29 protein-coding genes are annotated in these 25,705 nt (G+C 67.8%); 17 read left to right on the top strand and 12 right to left on the bottom strand.

All coding sequences use genetic code 11. From position 1 onward, the window contains the following. The first annotated feature begins 112 nt into the window (after positions 1-112). The 9 genes from olsB (at position 113) to N5D30_RS15990 (ending at position 6,309) form a co-directional block, all read left to right on the top strand. Complete coding sequence (gene olsB / locus N5D30_RS16030; RefSeq protein ID WP_279903667.1) at positions 113-856, top strand: L-ornithine N(alpha)-acyltransferase; 744 nt, start codon at positions 113-115, stop codon at positions 854-856. Next, positions 853-1,626 (top strand): lysophospholipid acyltransferase family protein, encoded by a 774-nt coding sequence (locus N5D30_RS16025; protein ID WP_279909737.1) that lies wholly within the window; start codon positions 853-855, stop codon positions 1,624-1,626. The genes olsB and N5D30_RS16025 overlap by 4 nt, the downstream gene beginning before the upstream one ends. A 104-nt stretch (positions 1,627-1,730) precedes the next feature. Beyond that, on the top strand, positions 1,731-1,967 hold the full coding sequence (locus N5D30_RS16020) for a type II toxin-antitoxin system ParD family antitoxin (RefSeq protein WP_279909736.1): 237 nt from the start codon (positions 1,731-1,733) through the stop codon (positions 1,965-1,967). Then, a complete protein-coding gene (locus N5D30_RS16015; protein ID WP_279909735.1) occupies positions 1,964-2,275 on the top strand; it encodes a type II toxin-antitoxin system RelE/ParE family toxin in 312 nt (103 codons plus the stop codon). Before N5D30_RS16020 ends, N5D30_RS16015 begins: the two co-directional genes overlap by 4 nt. A gap of 156 nt (positions 2,276-2,431) precedes the next feature. Next, positions 2,432-2,926 (top strand): hypothetical protein, encoded by a 495-nt coding sequence (locus tag N5D30_RS16010; RefSeq protein ID WP_279909734.1) that lies wholly within the window; start codon positions 2,432-2,434, stop codon positions 2,924-2,926. Between the two features lie 112 nt (positions 2,927-3,038). Continuing rightward, positions 3,039-3,344, top strand: a complete 306-nt coding sequence (locus N5D30_RS16005; RefSeq protein WP_279903675.1) for a metalloregulator ArsR/SmtB family transcription factor — start codon at positions 3,039-3,041, stop codon at positions 3,342-3,344. 62 nt (positions 3,345-3,406) lie between these two features. Next, on the top strand, positions 3,407-4,576 hold the full coding sequence (locus tag N5D30_RS16000) for an MFS transporter (RefSeq protein WP_279909763.1): 1,170 nt from the start codon (positions 3,407-3,409) through the stop codon (positions 4,574-4,576). Positions 4,577-4,594: 18 nt separating this feature from the next. After that, positions 4,595-5,644, top strand: a complete 1,050-nt coding sequence (locus N5D30_RS15995) for an alkene reductase (protein ID WP_279909733.1) — start codon at positions 4,595-4,597, stop codon at positions 5,642-5,644. Between the two features lie 260 nt (positions 5,645-5,904). Further along, a complete protein-coding gene (locus N5D30_RS15990; RefSeq protein ID WP_279909732.1) occupies positions 5,905-6,309 on the top strand; it encodes a hypothetical protein in 405 nt (134 codons plus the stop codon). A gap of 30 nt (positions 6,310-6,339) precedes the next feature. Here the strand turns inward: N5D30_RS15990 and N5D30_RS15985 are convergent, their stop codons facing one another. From N5D30_RS15985 to recQ, 4 genes are all read right to left on the bottom strand, one after another. Further along, positions 6,340-6,774, bottom strand: a complete 435-nt coding sequence (locus tag N5D30_RS15985) for a MarR family transcriptional regulator (RefSeq protein WP_220812976.1) — start codon at positions 6,772-6,774, stop codon at positions 6,340-6,342. A 110-nt stretch (positions 6,775-6,884) separates the two neighbouring features. Further along, the gene (locus N5D30_RS15980) at positions 6,885-7,889 is read right to left on the bottom strand and encodes a DUF2804 domain-containing protein (RefSeq protein ID WP_279909731.1); all 1,005 of its coding nucleotides are present in this window, start codon (positions 7,887-7,889) and stop codon (positions 6,885-6,887) included. 85 nt (positions 7,890-7,974) lie between these two features. Further along, complete coding sequence (locus tag N5D30_RS15975) at positions 7,975-9,135, bottom strand: GGDEF domain-containing protein (protein ID WP_262880343.1); 1,161 nt, start codon at positions 9,133-9,135, stop codon at positions 7,975-7,977. A gap of 111 nt (positions 9,136-9,246) precedes the next feature. Continuing rightward, complete coding sequence (recQ, locus tag N5D30_RS15970; protein WP_279909730.1) at positions 9,247-11,376, bottom strand: DNA helicase RecQ; 2,130 nt, start codon at positions 11,374-11,376, stop codon at positions 9,247-9,249. Between the two features lie 143 nt (positions 11,377-11,519). On the opposite strand from recQ, the gene N5D30_RS15965 reads away from it, so the two are divergent. From N5D30_RS15965 to lapD, 4 genes are all read left to right on the top strand, one after another. Further along, a complete protein-coding gene (locus tag N5D30_RS15965) occupies positions 11,520-12,107 on the top strand; it encodes a YecA family protein (protein WP_220812979.1) in 588 nt (195 codons plus the stop codon). Positions 12,108-12,185: 78 nt separating this feature from the next. Next, positions 12,186-12,590 carry a YbaN family protein gene (locus tag N5D30_RS15960; RefSeq protein ID WP_279909729.1) on the top strand — a complete coding sequence of 135 codons (405 nt, stop codon included), beginning with the start codon at positions 12,186-12,188 and terminating at the stop codon, positions 12,588-12,590. Positions 12,591-12,644: 54 nt separating this feature from the next. Beyond that, a complete protein-coding gene (gene lapG / locus N5D30_RS15955; RefSeq protein ID WP_279909728.1) occupies positions 12,645-13,343 on the top strand; it encodes a cysteine protease LapG in 699 nt (232 codons plus the stop codon). Positions 13,344-13,351: 8 nt separating this feature from the next. Then, positions 13,352-15,298, top strand: a complete 1,947-nt coding sequence (gene lapD / locus N5D30_RS15950) for a cyclic di-GMP receptor LapD (RefSeq protein ID WP_279909726.1) — start codon at positions 13,352-13,354, stop codon at positions 15,296-15,298. A gap of 10 nt (positions 15,299-15,308) precedes the next feature. Here the strand turns inward: lapD and N5D30_RS15945 are convergent, their stop codons facing one another. The 3 genes from N5D30_RS15945 to N5D30_RS15935 all read right to left on the bottom strand — a co-directional run bounded on the left by N5D30_RS15945 (position 15,309) and on the right by N5D30_RS15935 (position 18,856). Next, the gene (locus N5D30_RS15945; RefSeq protein ID WP_220812983.1) at positions 15,309-15,650 is read right to left on the bottom strand and encodes a tryptophan synthase subunit beta; all 342 of its coding nucleotides are present in this window, start codon (positions 15,648-15,650) and stop codon (positions 15,309-15,311) included. Positions 15,651-16,179: 529 nt separating this feature from the next. After that, the gene (locus tag N5D30_RS15940) at positions 16,180-17,487 is read right to left on the bottom strand and encodes a porin (protein ID WP_220812984.1); all 1,308 of its coding nucleotides are present in this window, start codon (positions 17,485-17,487) and stop codon (positions 16,180-16,182) included. Between the two features lie 247 nt (positions 17,488-17,734). Further along, a complete protein-coding gene (locus N5D30_RS15935) occupies positions 17,735-18,856 on the bottom strand; it encodes a beta-ketoacyl-ACP synthase III (RefSeq protein WP_279909725.1) in 1,122 nt (373 codons plus the stop codon). A gap of 388 nt (positions 18,857-19,244) precedes the next feature. On the opposite strand from N5D30_RS15935, the gene N5D30_RS15930 reads away from it, so the two are divergent. Next, positions 19,245-19,880 carry a LysE family translocator gene (locus N5D30_RS15930; RefSeq protein WP_279909724.1) on the top strand — a complete coding sequence of 212 codons (636 nt, stop codon included), beginning with the start codon at positions 19,245-19,247 and terminating at the stop codon, positions 19,878-19,880. Between the two features lie 50 nt (positions 19,881-19,930). On the opposite strand, the gene N5D30_RS15925 is transcribed toward N5D30_RS15930, so the two are convergent. Next, a complete protein-coding gene (locus tag N5D30_RS15925) occupies positions 19,931-20,530 on the bottom strand; it encodes an FMN-dependent NADH-azoreductase (RefSeq protein ID WP_220812987.1) in 600 nt (199 codons plus the stop codon). Between the two features lie 106 nt (positions 20,531-20,636). Next, positions 20,637-20,969, bottom strand: coding sequence for a 3-phosphoglycerate kinase (locus N5D30_RS15920; RefSeq protein WP_220812988.1), 333 nt, complete (start codon positions 20,967-20,969; stop codon positions 20,637-20,639). A gap of 51 nt (positions 20,970-21,020) precedes the next feature. Here N5D30_RS15920 and N5D30_RS15915 point away from each other — a divergent pair, with 51 nt between their 5' ends. From N5D30_RS15915 to N5D30_RS15905, 3 genes are read left to right on the top strand one after another with little or no spacing between them, the layout of a single operon-like run. Next, positions 21,021-21,947 carry a LysR family transcriptional regulator gene (locus tag N5D30_RS15915; protein WP_220812989.1) on the top strand — a complete coding sequence of 309 codons (927 nt, stop codon included), beginning with the start codon at positions 21,021-21,023 and terminating at the stop codon, positions 21,945-21,947. 10 nt (positions 21,948-21,957) lie between these two features. Beyond that, on the top strand, positions 21,958-22,785 hold the full coding sequence (locus N5D30_RS15910) for an alpha/beta hydrolase (protein WP_279909723.1): 828 nt from the start codon (positions 21,958-21,960) through the stop codon (positions 22,783-22,785). Beyond that, positions 22,779-23,333 (top strand): peptidylprolyl isomerase, encoded by a 555-nt coding sequence (locus N5D30_RS15905; protein ID WP_279909722.1) that lies wholly within the window; start codon positions 22,779-22,781, stop codon positions 23,331-23,333. Before N5D30_RS15910 ends, N5D30_RS15905 begins: the two co-directional genes overlap by 7 nt. A gap of 85 nt (positions 23,334-23,418) precedes the next feature. Here the strand turns inward: N5D30_RS15905 and N5D30_RS15900 are convergent, their stop codons facing one another. The 3 genes from N5D30_RS15900 to ccoM all read right to left on the bottom strand — a co-directional run bounded on the left by N5D30_RS15900 (position 23,419) and on the right by ccoM (position 25,599). Then, positions 23,419-23,742: a low molecular weight protein tyrosine phosphatase family protein gene (locus N5D30_RS15900; protein ID WP_279909721.1), complete on the bottom strand. Its 324-nt coding sequence runs from the start codon at positions 23,740-23,742 to the stop codon at positions 23,419-23,421. Positions 23,743-23,766: 24 nt separating this feature from the next. Continuing rightward, a complete protein-coding gene (locus N5D30_RS15895; RefSeq protein WP_279909719.1) occupies positions 23,767-24,897 on the bottom strand; it encodes a GNAT family N-acetyltransferase in 1,131 nt (376 codons plus the stop codon). 576 nt (positions 24,898-25,473) lie between these two features. After that, positions 25,474-25,599: a cytochrome c oxidase subunit CcoM gene (gene ccoM / locus N5D30_RS15890; protein WP_279909718.1), complete on the bottom strand. Its 126-nt coding sequence runs from the start codon at positions 25,597-25,599 to the stop codon at positions 25,474-25,476. Positions 25,600-25,705 lie beyond the last annotated feature (106 nt).

Here is a 25,705-nt window from a genome sequence, read left to right as displayed (position 1 = left end):
GCAAGCATCACCAAAGATTCATGGAGGTGACACCGCGCGTTCCTAGCCTGAGCTTGCCCAACAACAGCGACCGGCCGCAACCCATACGCAGGCTGGCTCATGGAGGCCAACGATGACCCCGACCGCCCGAACTGCCGAACGCCGCCTGCAAGCCGAACGCCTGATCGGCCCGGACGCGCTGCGCGAGGCCCAGGCCCTGCGCTACGCCGTGTTCAGCAGCGAATTCGACGCCAAGCTGAACGGCGCCGAGCTGGGCCTGGACATGGATGACTTCGATCCGCACTGCAGCCACATCGGCGTGCGCGACCTCAACAGCGGCGCGCTGGTGGCCACCACCCGCCTGCTCGACCGCCCGGCCGCCACCCGCCTCGGCCGCTTCTACAGCGAGGAGGAATTCAGCCTGCACGGCCTGGCCCACCTCGAAGGCCCAGTGCTGGAGATCGGCCGCACCTGCGTGGCCCCGGCCTACCGCAACGGCGGCACCATCGCCGTGTTGTGGAGCGAGCTGGCCGAAGTGCTCAACGAGGGCGGCTACCGCTACCTGATGGGCTGCGCCAGCATCCCCATGCACGACGGCGGCATCCAGGCCCAGGCGATCATGCAACGCCTGCGCGAGCGCCACCTGTGCACCGAGCACCTGCGCGCCGAACCGCACAATCCGCTGCCGGCCATGGACCTGCCCGGCAACGTCATCGCCGAGATGCCGCCGCTGCTCAAGGCCTACATGCGCCTGGGCGCCAAGGTGTGCGGCGAGCCGTGCTGGGACCGGGACTTCCAGGTGGCCGACGTGTTCATCCTGCTCAAGCGCGACGAACTCTGCCCGCGCTACGCCCGCCATTTCAAGGCCGCGGTGTGAAGCGCGCGCGCCTGTGGCTGCGCCTGGCACGGCTGGCCGCCGTGCTGCTCCTGGGCCTGGCGCTGGCCTGCGGCGTGACGCTGGTCGAGCGCCTGTGGCGCGGAGACCTGATGGGGCTGCGTCAGCGCCTCACCGCTTGGTTCCTGCGTCGCCTGAGCGGTACCCTGCCGTTCGAAGTCGAGGTGCAGGGCGAGCTGCCGCACGGCCCGCACCTGTGGGTCGGCAACCACGTGTCCTGGACCGACATCCCCCTGCTCGGCCAGCTGCTGCCGATCTCCTTCCTGTCCAAGGCCGAAGTGCGCACCTGGCCGCTGGCCGGCTGGCTGGCGCACAAGGCCGGCACCCTGTTCATCCGCCGCGGTTCGGGCGACAGCGCGCTGCTCGCGCGCCAGCTGCACCGCCACCTCGGCGCCGGGCGCCAGCTGCTGATCTTCCCCGAGGGCACCACCACCGACGGCCTGCAGGTCCGCACCTTCCACGGCCGCCTGCTGACCGGCGCCATCGAGGCCGGCGTGCCGCTGCAGCCGGTGGCGATCCGCTACCTGCGCGACGGCGAACCCGACCTCGTCGCCCCCTTCATCGGCGACGACGACCTGCCCTCGCACCTGCTGCGCCTGTTCGCCAGCGACCGCGCCCGGGTGCAGATCCAGCTGCTCGCCCCCATCCCCAGCGCCGGCCAGGAACGCAACGCCCTGGCACGCCAAGCCCAGCGGGCGGTGCAAGCGGCGTTGTTCGGCGAGCAGGAAGAGCGCGGGCGGGTGGCGGCCTGAAGCGGCCTCGCTCGCAGCCAGCCGTCCAGAGGTTTCTCGGCACTGGCGGGATCGGGTCGGAGGCGTTTACTTTCTGGCAAATTTTGCCATCGCCAGGCACCGCCATGAGCACCATGAACATCTCCCTGCCCGACGCTCTCAAAGCCTTCGTCGACGATCAGGTCAGCCTGCGCGACTACAGCACCAGCAGCGAATACGTGCACGAGCTGATCCACAAGGACCAGGACCGGCAGCACCTGCGAGGCCTGCTGCTGGCAGGCGCCGAATCCGCTCCCGCAGCGCCCGCAGATGGCGACTACTTCGAATCCCTGCGCTCCAAGGCCCGCAAGGCTCGGGGATGAAGGCAAAGCCCGCCATCCCGCGTGCCCTGGCCAACCAGGATGTCGAAGGCGCCATCGTCTACCACCTTGAGCAACAGGCCGCGCTCGGCTTCATCGACGCCCTGGAACAGGCCTATACCCGTCACCCCGCCTCGGGTATCGGCCGCTACGCTCATGAGCTGGAGCTGCCGGGACTGCTCTGCTGGCCGTTGAAGCGCTATCCCCATCTGGTGTTCTATGTCGAGCGCGACGACCACATCGACGTATGGCGCGTCCTGCATGGCATGCGGGACATTCCCGAATGGCTGACCGAAAGTTCCTCTCATTAGGCGTCCGTGGGAATCGAATCCCCGATACGGTGCAGTTCTGCCCACCACGCCAATGTGACGCCGTTTCCCATCTCCGATGAAGCATCTGGACGCCCAGGCAGGGCTGCGGCTCTACTGCGCGTCTGTGACCATCCCCCTGCTCCTCGAAGTCGGACCATGAAATACCTCGCCTCCCTCCTTCTCCTGCTGGTACTGGCCGGCACGCTGTACGCCGTGTGGCAGCCGACCAGGGACACCCCGGTCGTCGCACCATCACCGCAGCACACCGAACGGGCGTCGCGCGCCAGCGCGCATATCCAGCAACAGCAGTACTCCGAGGCCCTGGCCGAGATCGATGCCGCCCTGGTGCAAGCCCCCGACCATGCCGAATACCGCTTCCTGCAATGCCTGCTCAGGGAGCGGCTAGGTCAGGCCGAGGCACTCGCCCGTGACTGCTACGCCCGGGTAGCGGCACAGCTGGCCCGGACGGAAGCCGAGTGCGAGGCGGACCTGAACTGCGTCGTCGCCGACCTGATGGCCCAGGGGCCGGACGCCGAGGCTAGGCGGCAGCGACTGCTGGCCTTGCCGACGCCGACGGCCGAGCTGGAGGCGCGGCATTTCCTGCTCGAAGGGTTCAGCCGCGAAGGCTACCTGCGGACGATCCTGCCGTAGCGGCCGCGCCCTGCATCAGCCCCGGTGATAGTCGGTATCGGCACAAACGATCTGAATATCGGTAAATCCCGATATAAAGTTCGCCTCAATCCGATATGCGACAAGCACCGCCATGAGCACCCCACTCGACATCGACGAAATCATCAAGGCCCTGGCCCATCCGGTCCGGCGCGAGATCCTGCAGTGGCTGAAGGAGCCGGAAAAGCACTTCGCCGACCAGGAGCATCCGCTGGAGCTTGGTGTCTGCGCCGGCAAGTTCGAGCGTTGCGGGCTGTCCCAGTCGAGCGTCTCGGCGCACCTGGCGACCCTGCAGCGTGCCGGGCTGGTGACCAGCCGCAAGGTCGGCCAGTGGAGTTTCTTCAAGCGTAACGAGGAGGTCATCCAGGCCTTCCTCAAAGACCTCGACGCACAACTCTGAACGGTACCGCCGCGGGCGGGACCAAACACATTCATCCGCTTTCTGCAGGAGCCGGCCCCATGATGCCGTTACCGCTTCTCGTCCTCGCGCTGTCCGCGTTCGCCATCGGCACCACGGAATTCGTCATCATGGGCCTGCTGCCCGAAGTCGCCAGCGACCTCGGCGTGTCCATTCCCGGCGCCGGCTGGCTGGTCACTGGCTATGCCCTCGGCGTGGCCCTCGGCGCGCCCTTCATGGCCCTGGTCACCGCCAACTGGCCGCGCAAGCTGGCCCTGCTGGCGCTGATGGGCATCTTCGTGCTGGGCAACCTGCTCTGCGCCACCGCCGCCGACTACGAGCTGCTGATGGTCGCGCGGGTGGTCACCGCCCTCTGCCACGGCGCCTTCTTCGGCATCGGCTCGGTGGTCGCCGCCAGCCTGGTGCCGGAGAACCGCAGGGCTTCGGCCGTGGCCCTGATGTTCACCGGCCTGACGCTGGCCAACGTGCTCGGCGTACCGCTGGGCACCGCCCTCGGCCAGTACGCGGGCTGGCGCTCCACCTTCTGGGCGGTCACCGCCATCGGCATCCTCGCCTTCATCGGCCTGTGGCGCATCCTGCCGAGCAGCCGCGACCAGCAGCCGGCCGACCTGCGCGGCGAGCTGGCGGCCATGCGCGGCGCCGGGCTGTGGCTGGCGCTGTCGACCACCGTGCTGTTCTCCGCCGCCGTGTTCGCCCTGTTCACCTATATCGCGCCGCTACTCGGCGAGGTCACCGGCGTGTCGCCGCGCGGCATCACCTGGACCCTGCTGCTGATCGGCGTGGGCCTGACCCTGGGCAATGTCCTCGGCGGCCGCCTGGCCGACTGGAACCTGTCCAGGGCCCTGGCCGGCATCCTGCTCACCCTGGCGGTCTTCTCCTCGCTGGTGAGCTGGACCGGCCCGCTGCTGGTGCCGCTGGAGATCAACCTGCTGCTCTGGGCCATGGCCGCCTTCGCCGCCGTGCCCGCCCTGCAGATCAACGTGATGAACTTCGGCCAGGCCGCGCCCAACCTGGTCTCCACCCTCAACATCGGCGCCTTCAACCTGGGCAACGCCCTCGGCGCCTGGATCGGCGGCCTGGTCATCAGCCAGGGCCTGGGGCTGACCAGCGTGCCGCTGGCCGCCGGCGTCCTGGCCGTGTTGGGGCTGATCGCCGCCCTCCTCACCTTTTCCCTCGGCAACGGCGAAGGCCGTGCCGAAGCCGTGCTCGACTGACCCACTGGAGGCTGCACCATGACCACCCTGTTCGACCCCATCAAGATCGGCAGCCTGGAGCTGCCCAACCGCATCATCATGGCCCCGCTGACCCGCTGCCGCGCCGACGAGGGCCGCGTGCCCAACGCGCTGATGGCCGAGTACTACGTGCAGCGCGCCTCGGCCGGCCTGATCCTCAGCGAGGCTACCTCGGTGACGCCGATGGGCGTGGGCTACCCGGACACCCCCGGCATCTGGTCCGAGGAACAGGTGCGCGGCTGGCTCGAGGTCACCCGCGCCGTGCATGCCAACGGCGGCCGCATCTTCCTCCAGCTGTGGCACGTCGGCCGCATCTCCGACCCGCTGTATCTGGATGGCGAGCAGCCGGTGGCGCCGAGCGCGATCAAGCCGGCCGGGCATGTCAGCCTGGTCCGCCCGATCAAGGAGTACGACACCCCGCGCGCCCTGGAGACCGAGGAACTCGCCGACATCGTCGAGGCCTACCGCCAGGGTGCCGAGAACGCCAAGGCCGCCGGCTTCGACGGTGTGGAAATCCACGGCGCCAACGGCTACTTGCTCGACCAGTTCCTGCAGAGCAGCACCAACCAGCGCAGCGACCGCTACGGCGGCTCCATCGAGAACCGCGCGCGCCTGCTGCTGGAAGTCACCGACGCGGCCATCGAGGTGTGGGGCGCGGACCGCGTCGGCGTACACCTGGCGCCGCGCCGCGACAGCCACGACATGGGCGATGCCAACCCGCGCGAGACCTTCGGCTACGTGGCCCGCGAACTGGGCAAGCGTGGTGTGGCCTTCATCTGCACCCGCGAGAGGGAAGGTGACGACAGCCTGACGCCCTTCATCAAGGAACAGTTCGGCGGCCTGGTGATCGCCAACGAGCGCTTCACCAAGGCCCAGGCCAATGCCTGGCTGGCCGACGGCAAGGCCGATGCCGTGGCCTTCGGCGTGCCCTACATCGCCAACCCGGACCTGGTCGAGCGCCTGGCCAAGGACGCCCCGCTCAACGAGGCCCGTCCGGAACTGTTCTACGCCCCGGGGCCGGTCGGCTACATCGACTACCCGCGCCTGTAAGCCCGGGTACACGAAAAGCCCCGCACCTGCGGTAGTGCAGTTCACTGATGATCGCCCCTGTGGGAGCGGACTTGTCCGCGAACGGGGCTGACAGCAAAGCTTCGCGGACAAGTCCGCTCCTACAGGGCTGGGCTCGCCAACAGCTGGTCGCGTTCGATCATTCCGTATGTGAACAAGCACTACCGCAGGTGCGGGGCTTTTCGCGTTCTTCCGATGAAGCGCTGCACAACGGCGGGTCGGGATGGCTATGATCGGCACCCATGCCCACCACGCCACCTTCGCTCCGCCAACCCTGCCCGCCGGGCGCCTGCGACTGCGGGCGCGACGACCTGCTGGAAAGCGCCGGCGCCGACCTGCGCATCCTGCTGCTCACCCGTCAGGAGGAGAGGAAGCTGCTGGACCGGCTGCAGAACCTGCGCGACCTGAACGACCTCGAACAGCTGCAGCGCAGGATGCACGAGCAGCTGGGTATCCGCGTGCATGTCGCCCCCGGCTTCAACGAGGTGCGCAGCATGCGCGGCATCGCCATCCACATCGATTCGCTGCCGGGGTTGTGCCGCAAGACGCGCCAGTCGATCCCGGCCGCCATTCGCCGGGGCCTGGAGAACGCCCCGGAAATCGCCTACCGCCTGCTGGATGCCCACGACCTGCTGCGCGACGCCTGACTGACCCGCGCCACGCGCGGGCGGGTTCGCTCAGCCCTTTTCCAGATTGCCCAGGATGCGCGCATGGACGATCTGGCACAGGCGCTGTTCTTCCTCGCTGACGCCGGCGAACAGCTCGCGGCGCAGTTGCAGGGCGATGCTCTCGATCTGCTCGATCAGCGGGCGGGCCTTGTCCGTCAGCACCACCTTCTTGGCGCGGCGATCCTCGGGTACGGCGATGCGTCTTACCAGCTCCTGAGCTTCAAGGCCGTCGAGCAGCCGGGCCAGGGTCGGACCCTCGACGCCCACGGTCTGCGCCAGTTCGCGCTGGGTCGGCGCTTCCTTGAGCAGGGCCAGGTGGAGAAGGACCAGCCAGCGCGCCTGGGACAGGCCGAGGCCGGAGAGACGGCGGTCCAGCTCGGCGCGCCAGGCGCGGGAAAGCTGGGCCAGCTGCATGCCGAAACTGTGGTGCGCGAAACTATGCATAGAAGACTCTCATCGGGTCTTGCCACCGCCCACTCCCCGTGGACAGCAGAAAAATCTAATTATTAGTCAACTAACCATAACCCCGACGACGGCCTTCGCCAACCCCGCTGTCACCATTTGACATACTGATCCTCGACGAACCCCCACAGGTTGTCGATCACCAGCGGTGCCCTCCCCGGCGGGCGCAAAGTGCCCTGGAAGCAGCCGAACACCTGCTTGAAGTTGCTCGCCAGCAGGCCCAGGTTCAGCCGCTCGCGGTGCAGACCGTGGCCACGGAAGGTCAGCTCCACCTGGCCGTCGCCGGAGACGATGCGCCAGGGCTGCAGCGGGTCGTCCCGGTCGAATTCGAAGCGCACGCCGCCGACTAGATGCAGCGCGCCGTCCAGCCAGTAACAGTTCTCGCTGAAGCTGGTCTCGTTGACCCCGCAGGACAGGTTCAGCCCGACCCGCGTGCCGGCCACCTCGCCGGACAGGCAGGCCCAGTTCCAGAAGGTCTCCGGGCGCATGTAGCCGGCCGACCAGTCGTGGTGGGCGAAGGCGTCGAGCGCCTGCAGGTCGAAGTCACCCAGCTCGCTGTGCACGCTGCCGCGGCAGCGCACGCCGGCGACCTTCTGCGCGTAGACCCAGCCGTTGACCGCCGTCGGCGTGCAGAGGCACATGGGCTGGAAGCGCTGCTCGGAGAAGCTCGCCTCGATGCGGGTGCCGTCGTCCAGTTCCACCAGCAGGTGCTTGTCGGCGCCGCTGTTGTCCAGGCGCAGCAGGTTGGCGCCACTGCGCAACTCGCACACGCCCTCGTTGGGCTGCTGGGAGAACTTGGTGCCGTGACCCAGCGGGCGCTTGAACTGGCGCTCGATCATGCGCCCGCTGGCCGGGTGGAACAGGTAGACGAAACCGGCGGTGAGCAGGCTGATGTCGGCCAGGGCGCAGCCGCCGATCAGCTCGCCGCTGACCAGGCCGAAGTACTGGAACTGGTGGAAGCGCCGCCACTTGGCCAGCGCGCCCAGGCGCCGGCCCATCGGCGAGCGGAAGTCGAAGTCGCGCCAGTTCACCTCGCCCGGGGCCGCCGGGAAAATGCCGTAGTGGGGTTGGCCGTTGGCCTGTATCAGTCGGTCCATGGTCGCTGCCGGCGAGGGAAAGCCCGGATGCTAGCAGCCGGCCGGCGGCGCGGGAGGGTCCGTTCGCGCCAGGACGACGGACGCCTCAGGTCACCACCTGGTTGCGGCCGAAGGCCTTGGCCTCGTACAGGGCGCGGTCGGCATGCTCGAACATGCCGTCCATGGCCATGGCCGGCGAGGGCTCCTGGCAGCACAGGCCGACCGACATGGTCAGCACGGCGGCGGTCTGCGAGCCGGCATGCTCGATGGCACAGTCCTGCAGGCTCTGGCGCAGCGCCTCGGCGCGCTGCCGGGCCTCGGCCGGGGTGATGTCGTAGAGCAGCACCGCGAACTCCTCGCCGCCGAGCCGGGCCGCCATGTCCAGCGGGCGCCGGGCGGCGCGTAGCAGCGTCTCGCCGACCTGCTGCAGGGCACGGTCGCCCGCCTGGTGCCCGTAGCGGTCGTTGAACGCCTTGAAGTGATCGACGTCGCACAGCAGCAGCGCCAGCGGCCGGCCGTCGCGCTGGGCCTGGCGCCAGAGCCGGCCCATCTCGCGGTTGAAGCTGCGCCGGTTGTGCAGCCCGGTGAGGCCGTCCTGGTCGGCCTGCACCCGCAGCAGGCCGCTGATCAGGAAGTGCTCGCGGGATTTCAGCTCCAGCAGGTAGCAGCCCACCGCGCCGATCAGGTTGCCGACCAGCAGGAACAGCAGGTTGTTGAACAGGCGCTCCGGCGTCAGGCCGCCCAGCCACTCGAACAGGCCGTAGGCCAGCAGCACCACGAAGGAGGTGACGGCCGCCTCTACCAGGCGCAGGCCAACCAGGAAGTAGGCGGCGATGCACACCAGCAGCAACCCCTCGTAGGGGAAGAACGGGTCCTGGCCGTGGCCGAGGGCGATAATGGCGGCGGCGCCCAGGCCCATGGCGCCGATGCAGGCGATGCTCAGCGGCGTCGCCAGGTGCGGGTGGCGCCAGCCGAGGATCAGTCGGCCGCAGACCAGCAACAGCAGCGCCACGCTGGCGCGGATGGACAGCAGCACGAGCAGCAGCGGGCCTTCGATCATCCAGATGTCGACCCCGACGAAGGCCAGCCACACCAGCATCGCGAACACAACCGCGACGCGCTTCAGCTCGCGGCTGTCGCGCAGCATGTAGGCGCGGTACTCGCGCTCCAGGGCGGGGGCGAAACGCAGCAGGCGATAGCCGCGGGTCAGTTGGTCGGAGTAGGGATTGGGCCGAACGTTGGCCAGCCAGTCGGGATGCAGCGGCACTAGATCTTCGAACCTCGCAATCTATCGCTGGGGCTCACCCTAGCGTTTTGAGAAGCACGTCACAAGTTTGTCGCCAAAGGTTTGGCGTAAAGAATCGTTACCGCCGCGACCTCAGAGTTCGAACTCGCTCTGCAATGCCGCCCGCACGCAGTGCAGCACGCCCTCTGGCACTTGGCCGGCAAACTGCTCGACCACCGCCGCCACCGGCGGCAGCTGGCCCTCGCCGTCGAGGAAGGCGTCCTGAATCTCGCCGAGCAGCTCCTCCGGCAGGTCCAGCGCCTGCTCCAGGGACAGCTGCTGGCGGCCGATGGCCTCGGCCAGCATGTTGTACACGCTTTTCTCGCCACAGTTCAGCTGGCTGGCGATCTGCGCCGGAGTCATGCCGGCAAGGGCCAGGCTGACCAGTTCGTGGCGCAGGTCCGTCACCACCTTCGGCGCTTCGCCCGCGCCGCCGTTGAGCACTTCGAGGAAGGCCTCGCCGTAGCGCTCCAGCTTGCGCGCGCCGACGCCGCTGACCCGCGCCATCTCGCTGAGGTTGCGCGGCTGGCTGCGCAGCATCTCCAACAGGGTCGAGTCGGGGAAGATGACGTAGGGCGGCACGCTGTGCTCCTCGGCCAGCTTGCGCCGCAGGGCGCGCAGGGCTTCCCACTGCTCGCGCTCCTCGCCCCGCACCAGCTGGCTGGCGCTGCTGCCGCTGGCCTTGGCCGCCTGCTGCGGCTTGAGGTCGCGGCGCAGCTCCAGCGTCATCTCGCCGCGCAGCAGCGGCCGGCAAGTGTCGCTCAGGCGCAGGCCGCCGTAGCCGTCCAGGTCGACGTCGGCCAGACCGCGCGCCACCAACTGGCGGAACAGGGTGCGCCATTCCGCCTCGGACAGCGCCTTGCCGATGCCGAACACCGCCAGGTGCTGGTGGCCGGAGGCGCGGATCTTGTCGTTCTCGCGGCCCAGGAGGATGTCCACCAGGTGGCCGACGCCGTAGCGCTGGCCGCTGCGGTAGATCGCCGACAGCGCCTGGCGCGCCGGCTCGGTGGCGTCCCAGGTCTGCACGTTGTCGACGCAGGTGTCGCAGTGGCCGCAGGGTTTCTCCAGCACCTCGTCGAAGTAGGCCAGCAGCGCCTGGCGGCGGCAGCGGGTCTCCTCGCAGAGGGCGAGCATGGCGTCCAGCTTGTGCTGCTCGATACGCTTGTGGCGCTCGTCGCCCTCGGAGTTGCTGAGCATCTGCTTGAGGAAGATCACGTCCTGCAGGCCGTAGGCCATCCAGGCGTCCGCCGGCAGGCCGTCGCGGCCGGCGCGGCCGGTTTCCTGGTAGTAGGCCTCCAGCGACTTGGGCAGGTCCATGTGGCAGACGAAGCGCACGTTGGGCTTGTCGATGCCCATGCCGAAGGCGATGGTCGCCACCATGATCAGCCCTTCCTCGTTGAGGAAGCGCTTCTGGTGGTAGGCGCGCAGGTCGTTGGCCAGGCCGGCGTGGTACGGCAGCGCCGGGTAGCCCTGGGCGCTGAGGAAGTCGGCCACCTCCTCGACCTTCTTACGCGACAGGCAGTAGACGATGCCGGCGTCGCCCTTGCGCACGGCGAGGAAGGCTAGCAGCTGCTTGCGTGGCTGATCCTTGGGCTGGATGCGATAGAAGATGTTCGGCCGGTCGAAGCTGGAGAGGAAGCGCTCGGCCTGCTCCAGGTGCAGGCGCTGGGCGATCTCCTCGCGGGTGCGCATGTCCGCCGTGGCGGTCAGGGCAATGCGCGGCACGCCGGGGAACAGCTCGGCCAACTGGCCCAGTTGCAGGTATTCCGGGCGGAAGTCGTGGCCCCACTGGGACACGCAGTGGGCCTCGTCGATGGCGAACAGGGCCACCTGGGGCAGGCGCTGCAGGAAGTCCAGCATGCGCGGCTGCACCAGGCGCTCGGGCGCCAGGTAGAGGAACTTGATCTCGCCGCGGCGGACGCGGTCGGCGATGTCGCGCTGCTCGTCGTTGCTCAGGGTGGAATTCAGCGCCACGGCCGCCACGCCCAGCTCGTCGAGGGTGGCGACCTGGTCCTCCATCAGCGCGATCAGTGGCGAGACGATCACCGCCAGTCCCTCGCGCAACAGGCCCGGCACCTGGTAGCACAGCGACTTGCCACCGCCGGTGGGCATCAGCACCAAGGCATCGCCGCCGCCGGCCACACGCTCGATGATCGCCGCCTGGTTGCCGCGGAAGGCGTCGTAGCCGAAAACGTCTTTGAGGATGCGAAGGGCGGCGGACATGGGTGGCGGGATCATCCGGACTGAAGAAGCGGTCGGGCAGTATACGCGACCGCCGGCCGCGGCAGGCCATCGCCCGTCGGCCGTGCTTTTGCGGGCCCGGGCGGCTAGAATCCCCGTGTTCACTCATTCAAGGTAGTTCCACGATGTCCTTCGCCGAGCAATTGTCCCGCCTGCAAGCCTTCCTCGACGCCGATGACCTGCACGAGGAAGCGTTGGACTACCTGGCCACCCACGGCTACCTGACCGCCCTCTCCATCTGCCCCGAGCAGGTGCCGGAGCGCGAATGGATCGACGCCCTGTTCGCCGAGCCGCCGCACTACCGCAGCGAGGCCGAACGCGAGGAAATCGAAACCACCCTGCAACTGCTCAAGGCCCACATCGCACGCCAGCTGGCCAGCGACGACGAGCCGGAAATCCCCTGCGACATCGACCTCGGCCAGGACCCGGACGACTCCGACCTGCGCGGCTGGTGCATCGGCTTCATGGAAGGCGTGTTCCTGCGCGAGGCCGTGTGGTTCGAGGACTCGGAGGACGAGGTCAGCGAGCTGCTGCTGCCGATCATGGTCGCCTCCGGCCTGTTCGACGAGCAGCCCGAGTTCGCCGAGATCGCCCGCGATCGCCAACTGGTGGACAGCATGGTCGACCAGATTCCCGAGCTGCTCACCGCCCTGTTCCTGCTCTGCCACGCGCCGGAAGAGAAGCCGGCCCTGCTCAAGCCCCGCCACCACTGATTCCCCACGCGACGTGCCCGCCTCCGGTCGTGCGTCGTCGAGAGCGGCCCGCTCCTCGCCCGTCGGGAGCGCCGGCTGATGGCCCACGCCGACATTCCCCAGAGCCGCCACCGCGCCGTGCGCTACGCGCTGCTGACGGTCGGCTGGCTGAGCGTGGCGCTGGGGGTGATCGGCATCTTCGTCCCCGTGCTGCCGACCACGCCCTTCCTGCTGCTGGCCGCCGCCTGCTTCGTGCGCAGCTCGCGCCGCTTCTACCTGTGGCTGGTCGAACACCCCAGGCTCGGTCCCTGGATCCGCGACTACCTGGAAGGCAACGGCATCCCGCTCAAGGGCAAGGTCTACGCCATCGGCCTGATGTGGCTGAGCATCAGCCTGTCCTGCTACCTGGTGCCAATGTTCTGGGCGCGCGCGTTCATGCTCACCAGCGCGGTGCTGGTGACGCTCTACATCCTGCGCCAGAAGACCCTGCCCAATCGCGAGTGACGCATCGCCGCGGCGCCGCCTAGACTTCCTCCATCCCCCGCGGAGACCACCTTCATGCCGCTGCGGCCCAGCACTCAGGGACGAGCCACGCGCCTGCCGGCGGGCCGGCTGCTGCTCGGCGCCCTGCTCTGCCTGCTGCTGTCCGTGGTGGCGCGGGCCGGCTGGGACTTCGGCCTGGTCCTGCACAACGCCGAACAGCGCTATGGCGAACTGGGCCTCGCCAAGGCGCGCATCGAGGCCTGGGACGAACTGATCCGCGCCAGCGAGCAGCTGCCCGAACGGGAAAAACTGACCGTGGTGAACCGCTTCTTCAACCGCCAGCTGCGCTTCGCCGACGACGTCGCCGTCTGGCGCCTGAACGACTACTGGGCCACCCCGGTGGAGGCGCTGGTCAAGGGCGCCGGCGACTGCGAGGACTACTCCATCGCCAAGTACTTCACCCTGCGCCGGCTGGGCGTGCCCAGCGAGCGGCTGCGCATCACCTACGTCAAGGCGCTGCGCCAGAACCAGGCGCACATGGTGCTCACCTACTACGCCAGCCCCACCGCCGACCCGCTGGTGCTGGACAACCTGATCGGAGAAATCCGCCCGGCGTCCCAGCGCCAGGACCTGCTGCCGGTCTACGCCTTCAACGCCGAAGGCCTCTACCTGCCCGGCCAGGCCGGGCGCAAGAGCGATACCAAGAAACTGTCGCGCTGGCAGGATCTGCTGAACAAGATGCGAGCCGAAGGCTTCGACATCGGAGAAGGTTAGGAGCGCCTATGTCCCTGTTGAAACAGTTGTTTCTCGCCATCTGCCTGTTCCTCGTGGTGGCCTTCGCCGGCAGCTTCGTCGCCAGCGTCGAGACCTCCCGCGAACAGCTCCTGAGCCAGTTGCGCTCCCACGCCCAGGACGCCGCCACGGCGCTGGGCCTGTCGATGACACCCCACGTCGACGACCCGGCGATGATCGAGCTGATGGTCAGCTCGATCTTCGACAGCGGCTACTTCGCCACCATCCGCGTGGTGCGCATCGCCGACGGCGAAGTGCTGGTCGAGCGCAGCACCGACACCACCTCGGACCGGGTGCCAGCATGGTTCGTCGAGCTGGTCGACCTGCAGCCGGAAGGCGGCGACGCGCTGATCATGCGTGGCTGGGAGCAGGCGGCGCGGGTCGAGGTGCTCAGCCATCCGCAGTTCGCCCTGGCCAAGCTGTGGGACGGCGCCATCGGCAGCCTTCTGTGGCTGCTGCTGTGCGGCGTGGTCAGCGCCATCCTCGGCGGCTGGCTGCTGCGCACCCAGCTGCGCCCGCTGGACACCATGGTGCAGCAGGCCCAGGCCATCAGCCGGCGCGAGTTCTTCACCCTGCCCCAGGTGCCGCGCACGCCCGAACTCAAGCGCGTGGTGATGGCGATGAACCAGATGGTGGAGAAGCTCAAGCAGCTGTTCGCCGAGGAGGCCGCGCGCAGCGAGAAACTGCGCGAGGAAGCCTATCAGGACAGCCTCACCGGCCTGGCCAACCGCCGCCTGTTCGAGATCAAGCTGGCCAACCAACTGGCGGTGACCGAGCAGAACGCCGCCGGCTACCTCATGTTCCTGCGCCTCAACGACTTAGGCGGCCTCAACCAGCGCCTCGGCGGCCAGCGCAGCGACGCGCTGATCCACAGCATCGGCGAACTGCTGAAACGTCTGCTGGAACAGCGCGGCGCGCCGGACTGGCTGGCCTCGCGCAACCGCGGCGGCGAATTCACCCTGCTCGCCCCGGGGCTGGCGGCCGAGGACGCCGACCGTCTCGCCCAGGAACTGATGGACAGCCTGGAGAACCTGCGCCAGACCGGCGCCAGCGACCGCACTCCAGTGGCCCACCTGGGCATCGCCGCGTTCCGCCCCGGCGAGACGATGGCCAGCGTGATCGGCCGCGCCGACCAGGCCCTGGCCCAGGCGCAGAGCGATGGCGAGCGGGCCTGGGAACGCCTGGACGACTTCGACGCGAGCGTCGGCCAGGGCGAGCATGAATGGCGGCTGTGGATCGACGAGGCCCTGAGCCGGAGCATGCTCCAGCTGTACTTCCAGCCGGTGGTGGCCTGCGCAGACACCGCGCGGGTGCTGCACCGCAAGGTGCTGGCGCGCCTGCTCGACCCCAGCGGCGAGGCGGTGGCCGCCGGCCGCTTCCTGCCCTGGATCGAACGCCTGGGCTGGGCCACCCGCCTCGACCTGGCGATGCTCGAACACAGCCTGGCGCACCTGGCCCGGCACCCGCAGCCGCTGGCCCTCAGCCTGTCCGCCGCCACCCTGCGCGACGCCGCCAGCCTGGAGAAACTGCTGGCACTGCTCCACCAGCATCCCCGCCAGGGCGAACTGATGACCCTGGAGCTGGACGAACGCTTCCTGCCGCCGCCGGCGGAACTGGAGCGGCTCAGCCAGCGGGTGCGCGAGGCCGGCTACCAGCTGGGGCTGCAGCACTTCGGCGGACGCTTCAGCCTGATCGGCAACCTGACCCACATGGGCCTCGCCTACCTGAAGATCGACGGCAGCTACATCCGCGCCATCGACCGGGAAGACGACAAGCGCGTGTTCATCGAAGCGATATTCCGCGCCACCAACAGCATCGACCTGCCGCTGATAGCCGAGATGGTGGAGAGCGAAGGCGAGCTGGAGGTACTCAGGGAGCTCGGCATCCATGGCGCCATGGGCCGGCTGGTCGGCGCGCCCGCGCCTTGGCAGGGCTGAGGGCGCCGCGTCAGATCAAGGGGTGGTCGTCGTCGCCCAGCAGGCCGCCCAGCCCCTCGATCTCGGCCCGGGTCACCGCCCGCCGGTCGAGCTTGCGCCGCGCCGCCTCGGGCAGGTCGGTGTAGCGGATCAGGCCCTTGCCCACCAGCACGCCGACCACGTCCTCCAGTACCCGCACCAGCTCAAGGTCGGATTCCTTGAGGCTGGCCAGCCGCGCCTTGACCTCCTCGCGCGCCGCCAGCCAGCGGTGCAGCTCCTCGCTCTCGACCGCCAGCGTCTCGGTCATACCCTCGAACGGCTCGTGCTCGACCCGCAGCAACCGTCCCTCAGCATCCCTCTGCACGTACACCATGTTTCCTCCGGGCGCGCGACCCCATCCGCGGCTCACGAAAGGCTAGCAGCCGGCGGTGGGTCGTGGAGATGCTCGGCCAGACCTGTAGGGTGCGCCGTGCGCACCGGGGCCCTGCGCGGGATCGCTGGTGCGCACGGCGCACCCTACAAGCGCGCTATGCCCCCGTTTACACGCCCTGTAGGAGCGGATTCATCCGCGAAATCCGCGGCTGAAGCGGTTCGCCGCCCGGCCGTGCCTGCAAAGCAGGAGCGGTACAACAGCAGGTAGCGAGGAGATAGCAATAAAAGCTATGCCCCCCGACGTGTTGCGCGGTCAGGCCCCTCTATCTGAGCGCTGCAGCTGCCTGTCCCTGGGTTCCCGCCTGCGCGGGAATGACGGTTTCGGAAGAAACTCCACCCCCTACCTCGTCATCCCCGCGCAGGCGGGGATCCAGAAGGGCTCAGGCACTACAACATCTAACGTGGACACAGCCATAAAAAAGGCCCCGCGATGCGGGGCCAGGAAAGGAGCGAGTTGGAGCTGGCTGTTGTTAGAACACGTACTGGGCGCGAACCACGAAGCCGTCGCCATCGTCGTCGCCATTGCTGTTGGTGGCGTTGTCCACCTTGGCCTTGACGTAGGCGCCGCTGATCTTCACGGACTCGTTGGCGTACCAGTTCAGGCCGAGGTTGTGCACCTTGCCTTCGACGTCGTCACGGGAGGCGAAGCTGCCGTTGTCGTCGTCGACGCTCAGGTGGTCGTAGCGGTAGAAGATTTCCCAAGCGCCGATCTGCTTGTTCGACGGCTTGACCGAGTCGAACTTGCCGAGCTTGTAGTTGCGGGCCTCGCCGGTGAGGGTGTAGGCCGCCTGCACGTAGTAGCCTTCGGCGTCGATGTCGTCGTAGCCGTTGGAGTCGGCTTCCAGGGTACGCGCCACGTATTCACCCTGCAGGGAGAACGGGCCCATGGCCCAGGCCGCTTCCAGGCCCCAGGCGGTGTCGTCGCCGAAGGCGCCGGCCGGGGTGACCTCGGCGCCGCCCAGGGTCAGGCGGTTGCCGTTGTCGCCGGCATCCTGGCCGCCGTCGGTGCTGACGCCACGCATGCCCAGGCGGCTGCGGATGCGACCGTCGAAGGCGGTGTCGGAGAGGTCGCGCTGAGCGAAGTTCACGCCGAAGTGCAGAACGTTGCCGGCTTCGTGCAGGGGTGCGAACACGCCGCGCAGGTTGAACTGGGTGGTGCTGTCGCCGTCCTTGGTGGTGTTGGTGGCGTCCTTGGAGAACACGCCCACGGAACCGTAGAAGGAGTCGGCGGCGCTGCCGGACAGCTGGATGCCCAGGCCGCCATTGTGGCCGTTGGTCCAGTCGATCAGGTCATAGGCGGCGGTACGCTCCTGGGCGGTCACCCACTTGGAGCTGGTGGCCTTCTCCAGACCGAACTCGGGGTCGAAGCGGCCGACCTTGATCGACAGCGGCGCGAAGCCGTTGTAGGCCAGGGAGGCCTCGTCGAAGTAGCCGTCTTCCTTGCGGTTGTCGCCGCCGGAGTTCTGCGACAGGTCGTAGTTGATCTGGTAGGCCCAGTCCTTGTACAGCACGCCGCCCAGCTCGATGAAGGCGCGGCGGAAGTAGCCGGCGTCGGCGGTGTCGCCGTTCTTGGTGTAGAAGCCATCGAAGCGGCTGTAGTCGGCCTGGATGCGGCCACCCAGCTTGAAGCTGAATTCCTTGTCGGTGGTGCCTACTTCCAGGCCTCCTTTGGTCTTGATCACGAGGTCGGCGCCGTCGGTGGTGACGGTGCCGGCGAAAGCCTGGGCGGAGATGGCCAGAGCCAGGGCGCTGGCGGCAAAACCGGCGAAGTGCTTCATCGAAGGATTCCCCTATTGGTCTTTTGGAAAACACTGGGCAACGGCCCTGCGTTGGGGGGGAATCTTGGCGGGGGGTTATTTCAGCGCAGTTGCTTTTATATGAAAGTTCGATGACACGGGAACTTTTCAACGCTTTAGGTAATAAGCGGCGAGACACGGCAAGGCGCTTCGCAACACGAGGCGCCCAGAATCATCGAGGAAGAACGGAAGGGCCGGCGCGCCAGGACGGGCGCCGGCGGGCGAAGGCTCAGTGCCGACGCAGGATCACGCTACCGATGGAGTAGCCCGCTCCGAAGGAGCTGAGCACGCCCACGGTGCCGGAGGGCAGGTCGTCCTGATTCTTGTGGAAGGCGATCACGGAGCCAGCCGAACTGGTGTTGGCGTAGCTGTCGAGGATCACCGGCGCCTCGTCCGGCTCGGCGTCGCGGCCGAGCAGCTTGCGCGCGATCAGCAGGTTCATGTTGAGGTTGGCCTGGTGCAGCCAGAAGCGCTTCACGTCGCTGACGTTCAGCTGGTGCTCGGCCAGGTGCCCGGCGATCAGGTCGGCGACCATCGGGCAGACGTCGCGGAACACCTTGCGGCCTTCCTGCACGAACAGCTTGTCGCGGGCGCCGATGCCCTCTTCCGCGGCGCGGTTGAGGAAGCCGAAGTTGTTGCGGATGTTGTTGGAGAACTGGGTCAGCAGCTTGGTGCCCAGGATGTCCCACTGGTGCGCGGAGGTAGCCTGGTCGGCACGCTCGATGATCACCGCGGTGGCGGCGTCGCCGAAGATGAAGTGGCTGTCGCGGTCGCGGAAGTTGAGGTGGCCGGTGCAGATTTCCGGGTTGACCATCAGTACCGCGCGGGCCTGGCCGGTCTGGATCGCGGTGGCCGCCGCCTGGATGCCGAAGGTGGCCGAGGAGCAGGCCACGTTCATGTCGTAGCCCCAGCCCTCGATGCCCAGGGCCGCCTGCACTTCGATGGCGACCGCCGGGTAGGCGCGCTGCAGGTTGGAGCAGGCGACGATGACGCCATCGATATCGGTGACGGTGCGGCCGGCGCGCTCCAGTGCCTGCTTCGCCGCTGCCACGCCCATCTCGCAGAGGATGCCCCACTCCTCGTTGGAGCGCTCGGGGATGCGCGGCACCATGCGCCGGGGATCGAGGATGCCGTCCTTGTCGATGACGAAGCGGCTCTTGATGCCGGAAGCCTTCTCGATGAAGGCCACGCTCGATTCGCTCAGCGCCTCCACCTCGCCGCGCTCGATGGCCGCGGCATGCTCGCTGTTGAACAGCTGGACGTAGGCGTTGAAGGAGGCCACCAGCTCTTCGTTGGAAATGCTGTTGCCTGGGGTATACAGACCAGTGCCACTGATTACGGCTTTGTGCACGGGACATTCCTCTTCTTCTGTGGCCGCCCGAAGCGGCTGGCTTGACGGTTGCTCCCGCGGCGAACCGACGGTGCGAATTCAGGCTGCGGCGATTCGGAGGCCAGGCAGTGGCGCGCAACGCTGCAAAACGCAGAGTGTGCCACAGCCGGGGGCCGTAGCGCTGCCACGTCGAAGCGGGGCCGGACTGGCGGCGAATGGGTGCCCGGTGCGATAGCAGCGCCGAAAATACGGAAAAACCCGCCTATGTGCGGCGATACCTACGTCATCCATGACGATCATGAGGTTCGGCAGAATTTGACGGGCGCCGCATTCACCGCCCCTACGGCTTTTGACCGGATGTACAGGAACGACGCAGAATCCATCGCTCCCCCCTCACAGGCATCCGGCCATGCTCGGCACCCACGATCTCGCGTTGTTCATCGTCTCCGGCCTGCTGCTGAATATGGCGCCCGGTCCCGACTCCCTGCTGGTCATGGCCCGCAGCGCCAGCCAGGGATGGCGCGCCGGCTCGATGGCGGCGCTGGGCATCGGCGCGGGCACCTGCGTCCATATCGTCGCCGCCGCGCTGGGCATGTCCGCCCTGCTCGCCACCTCGGCCACCGCGTTCATGCTGGTCAAGCTGGTCGGCGCCGCGTACCTGCTGTACATCGGCATCGGCATGCTGCTGACCCGGCGCCGGGACAACGGCGCGGTGGCCGATGCGCTGCCGCCGCTGTCCCACGGGCGGATCTTCGCCCAGGGCTTCCTGACCAACGTCCTGAATCCCAAGGTGGCGCTGTTCTTCCTCGCCTTCGTGCCGCAGTTCATCCACCCGGACGCCGAGCACAAGGCCCTGGCCTTCCTGCTGTTGGGCGCGATCTTCAACGTCAACGGCATGCTCTGGTGCCACTTCCTCGCGCTCTCCACCGTGTTCGCCCGGCAGCGGCTGCGGATCGGCCGGGGCCTGGGCCTGTGGCTGGAGCGCGGGGTCGGCGGCGTTCTGGCGCTGCTGGGCGTGAAGCTCGCGCTGGCCGACAGGGCCTGAGCACGCAAACCGGCCCGCGCGTGCGGGCCGGCGAGAGGCTGCGAGGGAAGTCAGGCGACCTGGGCCACCTGCTCGCGCGCCTTGGCAATTCCCTTCTCCTGGAATTCGGCGCCCATGTTCAGGCCCTCGGCGTGGATGAACTGCACATCGTGGATGCCGATGAAGGCCAGCGCCTGGCGCAGGTAGGGTTCCTGGTGATCCAGGCCGCTGCCAGCGTAGATGCCGCCACGGGCGGTGAGCACGTAGGCGCGCTTGCCGGTGAGCAGGCCCTGCGGGCCGGTCTCGGTGTACTTGAAGGTGACGCCGGCGCGCAGCACGTGGTCGAGCCAGGACTTCAGGGTACTGGGAATGGCGAAGTTGTACATCGGCGCGGCCAGCACCAGCACGTCGGCGGCCAGCAGCTCGTCGGTCAGCAGGTTGGAACGGGCGGCCGCGGCGCGTTCGATGTCGCTTTGCTGCTCGGCGGGCTTCATCCAGCCACCGAGCAGGGTGGCGTCCAGGTGCGGCACCGGCTCGACGGCCAGGTCTCGGACCTGCACGTCATCCTGCGGATGGGCCTTGCGCCACTGGGCGATGAAGTCGCCGGTCAGCTGGCGGGAAACGGAACCTTCCTGGCGGGCGCTGCTTTCGATTACGAGGATACGGGACATGAGGCTGATCTCCATCGAGTGTCGGGGGTCGATGGAGCACAGGTTATGGTCAGCCTATAAGATAAAAAAGCGCAATTATCCGCTTCAAATAATCGACAAAGTTGATTTATTGCCGAGCCGGTTCTAGGCTCTGCTCGCAGGTGAGGTCCACCCGCAGCTTGATGATGTCGCGGGCGAACCTGACGGAGAGGTTGGCGGTTTCGCCGGCCTTGACGTCCGCCTTGCGGGTGCGCGGCGCCTCCGGGCCGTTGCGGAACACCGCCGAGCACTTGGCGGGAATGGTGCCGTAGTTGTAGAGCAGCACGGCGCCGATGTTGCGGTCCACCTGCTGGCCGGTGGCGGATACTTCGGCACCGTTCAGCTTCTTGCCGATCTCGATCGGGTAGGCGGCGGCGGTCAGTGGCATCAGCGCAAGCAGGACGAGGCAGCATTTTTTCATCGGGCGTTCTCCTTTTTCGAGGGTGCCCAGAGTAGAGAAGAGGAGGCGGCGATGAAAGCGCCCCGTGTGACCCTGGAGCAATGGCGCACCCTGCAGGCGGTGGTCGACCACGGCGGCTTCGCCCAGGCGGCCGAGGCGCTGCACCGCTCGCAGTCTTCCGTGAGCTACACGGTGGCGCGCATGCAGGAGCAGCTCGGCGCGCCGCTGCTGCGCATCGACGGGCGCAAGGCGGTGCTCACCGATGCCGGCGAGGTACTGCTGCGCCGCTCGCGGCAGCTGGTCAAGCAGGCCAGCCAGCTGGAGGAGCTGGCCCACCACATGGAACAGGGCTGGGAAGCGGAAGTGCGCCTGGTGGTGGACGCCGCCTACCCCACCGCCAACATCGTGCGCACCCTCTCCGCCTTCATGCCGCAGAGCCGGGGCTGCCGCGTGCGCCTGCGCGAGGAGGTGCTGTCCGGTGTCGAGGAGGTGCTGCGCGAGGGCTCCGCCGACCTGGCGATCAGCGCCCTCAACATCACCGGCTACCTGCCCATCGAGCTGGGCGAGGTGGAGTTCATCGCCGTCGCCCATCCCGAACACCCCCTGCATCGCCTGCAGCGGCCCGTGACCTTCCAGGACCTGGAGGGCCAGATGCAGGTGGTGACCCGCGACAGCGGCCGGGTGCAGCCGCGCGACGCCGGCTGGCTCGGCGCCGAGCAGCGCTGGACGGTGGGCAGCCTGCCCACCGCGCGCACCTTCGTCAGCAGCGGCCTGGGCTTCGCCTGGCTGCCCTGCCACCTGATCGCCCGCGAGCTGGAAGAAGGCGTGCTCAAGCCGCTGCCCATGGAGCAGGGCGACATCCGCCGGCCACGCTTCTTCCTCTACAGCAACAAGGACAAGGTGCTCGGCCCCGCCACCCAGATCCTCATCGACCTGATCCGCAACTTCGACGGCGCGCCGCTGGAGGCGCCCTTCGCCGCGCCGCTGGCCATGAACTGAGGAAAGCACCATGTCCTATTTCGAACACGACGGCTGCCAGCTGTACTACGAGGACCGCGGCCAGGGCGAGCCGGTGCTGCTGGTCCACGGCCTGGGCTCCAGCATCCAGGACTGGGAATACCAGATTCCGCACCTGCTGCAGCGGCGCCGCGTGCTGGCCATCGACCTGCGCGGCCACGGCCGCTCCGGCAAGCCGCGCGAGCGCTACAGCATGGCCGGCTTCGCCGCCGACGTGGCGGCGCTGATCGAACACCTGGGCCTGCCCCGGGTGCATCTGGTCGGCATCTCCATGGGCGGCATGGTCGGCTTCCAACTGGGCGTCGACCGCCCGGAACTGCTGCGCAGCCTGACCATCGTCAACAGCGCACCCGAGGTGAAGGCCAGGAGCGCCAACGACTGGTGGCAGCTGGCCAAGCGCTGGACGCTGTCGCGCCTGCTGAGCATGGAGACCATCGGCAAGGGCCTCGGCCGCGTGCTGTTCCCGCGCCCCGAGCAGGCCGAGCTGCGCGCCAAGGTGGAACAACGCTGGCCGCAGAACGACAAGCGCGCCTACCTCTCCAGCCTGGACGCCATCATCGGCTGGAGTGTGCGTGAACGCCTCGCCGCCATCACCTGTCCGACCCTGGTGATCTCGGCCGACCGCGACTACACCCCGGTCGCCGTCAAGGAGGCCTATGTCAGCGAGCTGCCCAACGCCCGCCTGGTGGTGATGGAGCGCTCGCGCCACGCCACCCCCATGGACCAGCCGGAACGCTTCAACGCCGTCCTGGACGACTTCCTCGCCCAGGTCGAGCACACTCAACCGCAACCCGAAAACAAGGACTCGCAACCATGCTGAAGCAACTTCTCCTTTCCGCCTGTGGCCTGCTGCTGAGCACCAGCCTGCTCGCCGCCGACAACCCGCACGTGCTGCTGACCACCAGCTACGGCGACATCGAGATCGAGCTGAACGCCGAGAAGGCGCCGATCAGCACCCAGAACTTCCTCGGCTACCTCGACGCCGGTTTCTACAAGGACACCCAGTTCCACCGGGTCATCCCGGGCTTCATGATCCAGGGCGGCGGCTTCGATGCCAGCATGCGCCAGAAGGACACCTTCAAGCCGATCAAGAACGAGGCCGACAACGGCCTGCGCAACGACCGCGGCACCGTCGCCATGGCCCGCACCTCGGACGTCAACTCGGCCACCAGCCAGTTCTTCATCAACCACGGCAACAACGACTTCCTCAACCACGGCGGCCGCGACTTCGGCTACGCCGTGTTCGGCAAGGTGGTGCGCGGCATGGACGTGGTGGACCGCATCGCCGGCGTGCGCACCGGCAGCCGCAACGGCCACGCGAACGTGCCGGTGGAGCCGGTGCTGATCCTCAACGCGAAGAAGCTCTGAGCCCCGCCCGGCGCACAGTGCGCACAGCACACCCTACCGACAGCAACGAAGTAGGGTGCGCCGCGCGCACCAGATGCCCCCCGCCCTACCGCAAATAGCTCCCCACCCTGGCCTCCAGCAGCTCGACCAGCTCCGGCTGCATGTAGTTGTAGTCGTCGGGAATGCCCAGGCAGATCACCTGCCTTCCCCTGAGCAGAGAACCGAAGCGCTGCTGCAGCCGCTTCTGGTGCGCCCGCTCCATGACGAAGATCAGCTCGGCCCACTCGACCTGCTCGGCGGACAGCGGCACCTCGGCGTCCGGCGCCAGGCAGGCCGAATCGCTCTCCACGCCCGGCCAGCCGGCAAACAGTTGCTCCGCCGTCGGGCTGCGCAGGCGGTTGCGGCTGCAGATGAACAGGGCGCGGGTCATGGGCGTGCCTCGGACACAGTCATGTCAGCCATCCTCCCGGCGATAGGGCAGCAGCTCCCGCGCCTGCTCGGCGTAGGCCAGCACCGCCGGCCGTTCCTCGGCGAGGAAATTCGCCACCGCGGCGCGCAGGCCCGAGTGCAGCAGGTAGTGCCAGGAGCGGGTGACCACCGGCTCGAAACCACGGATCAGCTTGTGCTCGCCCTGGGCGCCGGCATCGAAGCGCCGCAGCCCTTCGGCGATAGCGATCTCGATGCCTTGGTAGAAGCAGGTCTCGAAGTGCAGGCGGTCGAAGTCTCCCAGGCAGCCCCAGTAGCGGCCATAGAAGCTGTCGCCGCCCACCAGGCTGAAGGCCATCGCTACCGGGCGCCCGCCGCGAAGCGCCGTGACCACGCGGATGGCCTCGGGCATGCGCTCGGCCAGCAGGCTGAAGAAACTGCGCGTCAGGTATGGCGCGCGGCGCCGCACATGGTAGGTGCTGGCGTAGCAGGCGTAGACGAAGTCCCAATCCGCCTCGTCCAGTTCGTGGCCGCGCTGCCAGCGGAAGTCGATGCCCTGCCCGGCCACCTGCTCGCGCTCCTTGCGCAGCTGCTTGCGCTTGCGCGAGCTGAGGGCGTCGAGGAAATCCTGGAAGTCGCGGTAGCCGCGGTTGTGCCAGTGATACTGGCAGTCGAGGCGCTGCAGCCAGCCGTCGCGGCCCTCGAACAGCGCGTCGTCCTCGGTGCGCAGGAAGTTGATGTGCAACCCGGACAGCCCCTCCCCGTGCAGGCCCGCCACCAGTTCGTCCAGCAGCAAGCCGGCCTGCTCAGCATCGCCCAGCAGACGCGGCCCGGTCACCGGGCTGAAGGGCACTGCGCCGAGCAGCTTGGGGTAGTAGGCGATGCCGGCACGATGGCAGGCGTCGGCCCAGCCCATGTCGAACACGTACTCGCCGAAGGAGTGCTGCTTGATGTAGGCCGGCAGCGCCGCCCGTATCGCGCCGGCCTCGTCGCGCAGCAGGCGATGGGCCGCCCGCCAGCCGCTGTGCTCGCCGACGCAGCCGCTGTCCTCCAGCGCTGAGAGAAAGGCATGGCGCAGGAACGGCTGCGGCTCGGGCAACAGGGCGTCCCAGTCGGCGGCGGCGATATCGGCGAGACGGTGCAGGGTCTGGAGTGGCATGCCGCCAGTCTGGCGACTCGGCGCGGCAAACAAAAGCGTTTTGGAGGTTTCGGCCGCGCACGCGCTCGGTACGCAGAGCGGGTCAGAGTCGCCTGCAACAACGCCTTCAGGAATGGCAGGCAAGAAAACGCTGTGTGCCCGTCACGTGTTGTAGCGCCCGGGCTCTTCTGGGTCCCCGCCTGCGCGGGGATGACGAGGTAGGAGTGGAATTTCTAATTTCTTCCGAAACTGTCATTCCCGCGCAGGCGGGAATCCAGGGGCAGGCAGCTGCAGCGTTCAGATAGAGGGGCTTGACCGCGCAACGTGTAGGGTGGGTTAGCCGCTTGCCGGCGTAACCCACCGGCGGCGCGGTCGATTGCGCTGGTGGGTTGCGTAACCCAACCTACAGCTTCCTGTTGATATTGCAGGCGGGCCGTTTCCGCAGGGCAGCTGTTGCGTGTTGCACGCCTTGTGGGAGCGGATTTATCCGCGAATTTCGCGGCCTCGCTCCCACAAGAGCAGAATTGCGAGGTACATAGCCAAAAAAATGGGCGACCGAAGTCGCCCAAAATGCCTTGCGTGCACGTTTCGAAAGGATTACCCGGCCTTTGCCTTGGCCTTCTTGTGAGAATCCTTCCAGATGAAGAGACCGACGCCACCGAAGAAGGCGACCATCAGAGCGACTGTGCCGATGCCGGCGAGAACCACTGTATCCATGAACATGGCTGCCTCCTTCTTGTGCTGCGCCTTGTCTTGATGGGCTCAGATTAGAGGAGGTGTGGCGGAAGGAATTGATCCGGATCAATGTCCGGCAGGGTGGGCGCCGCGA

It is taken from the genome of Pseudomonas sp. GD03875, from assembly GCF_029840585.1.
Classification (GTDB): Bacteria; Pseudomonadota; Gammaproteobacteria; order Pseudomonadales; family Pseudomonadaceae; genus Aquipseudomonas; species Aquipseudomonas paralcaligenes.
This window is presented reverse-complemented; position numbering and strand designations above follow the sequence as displayed.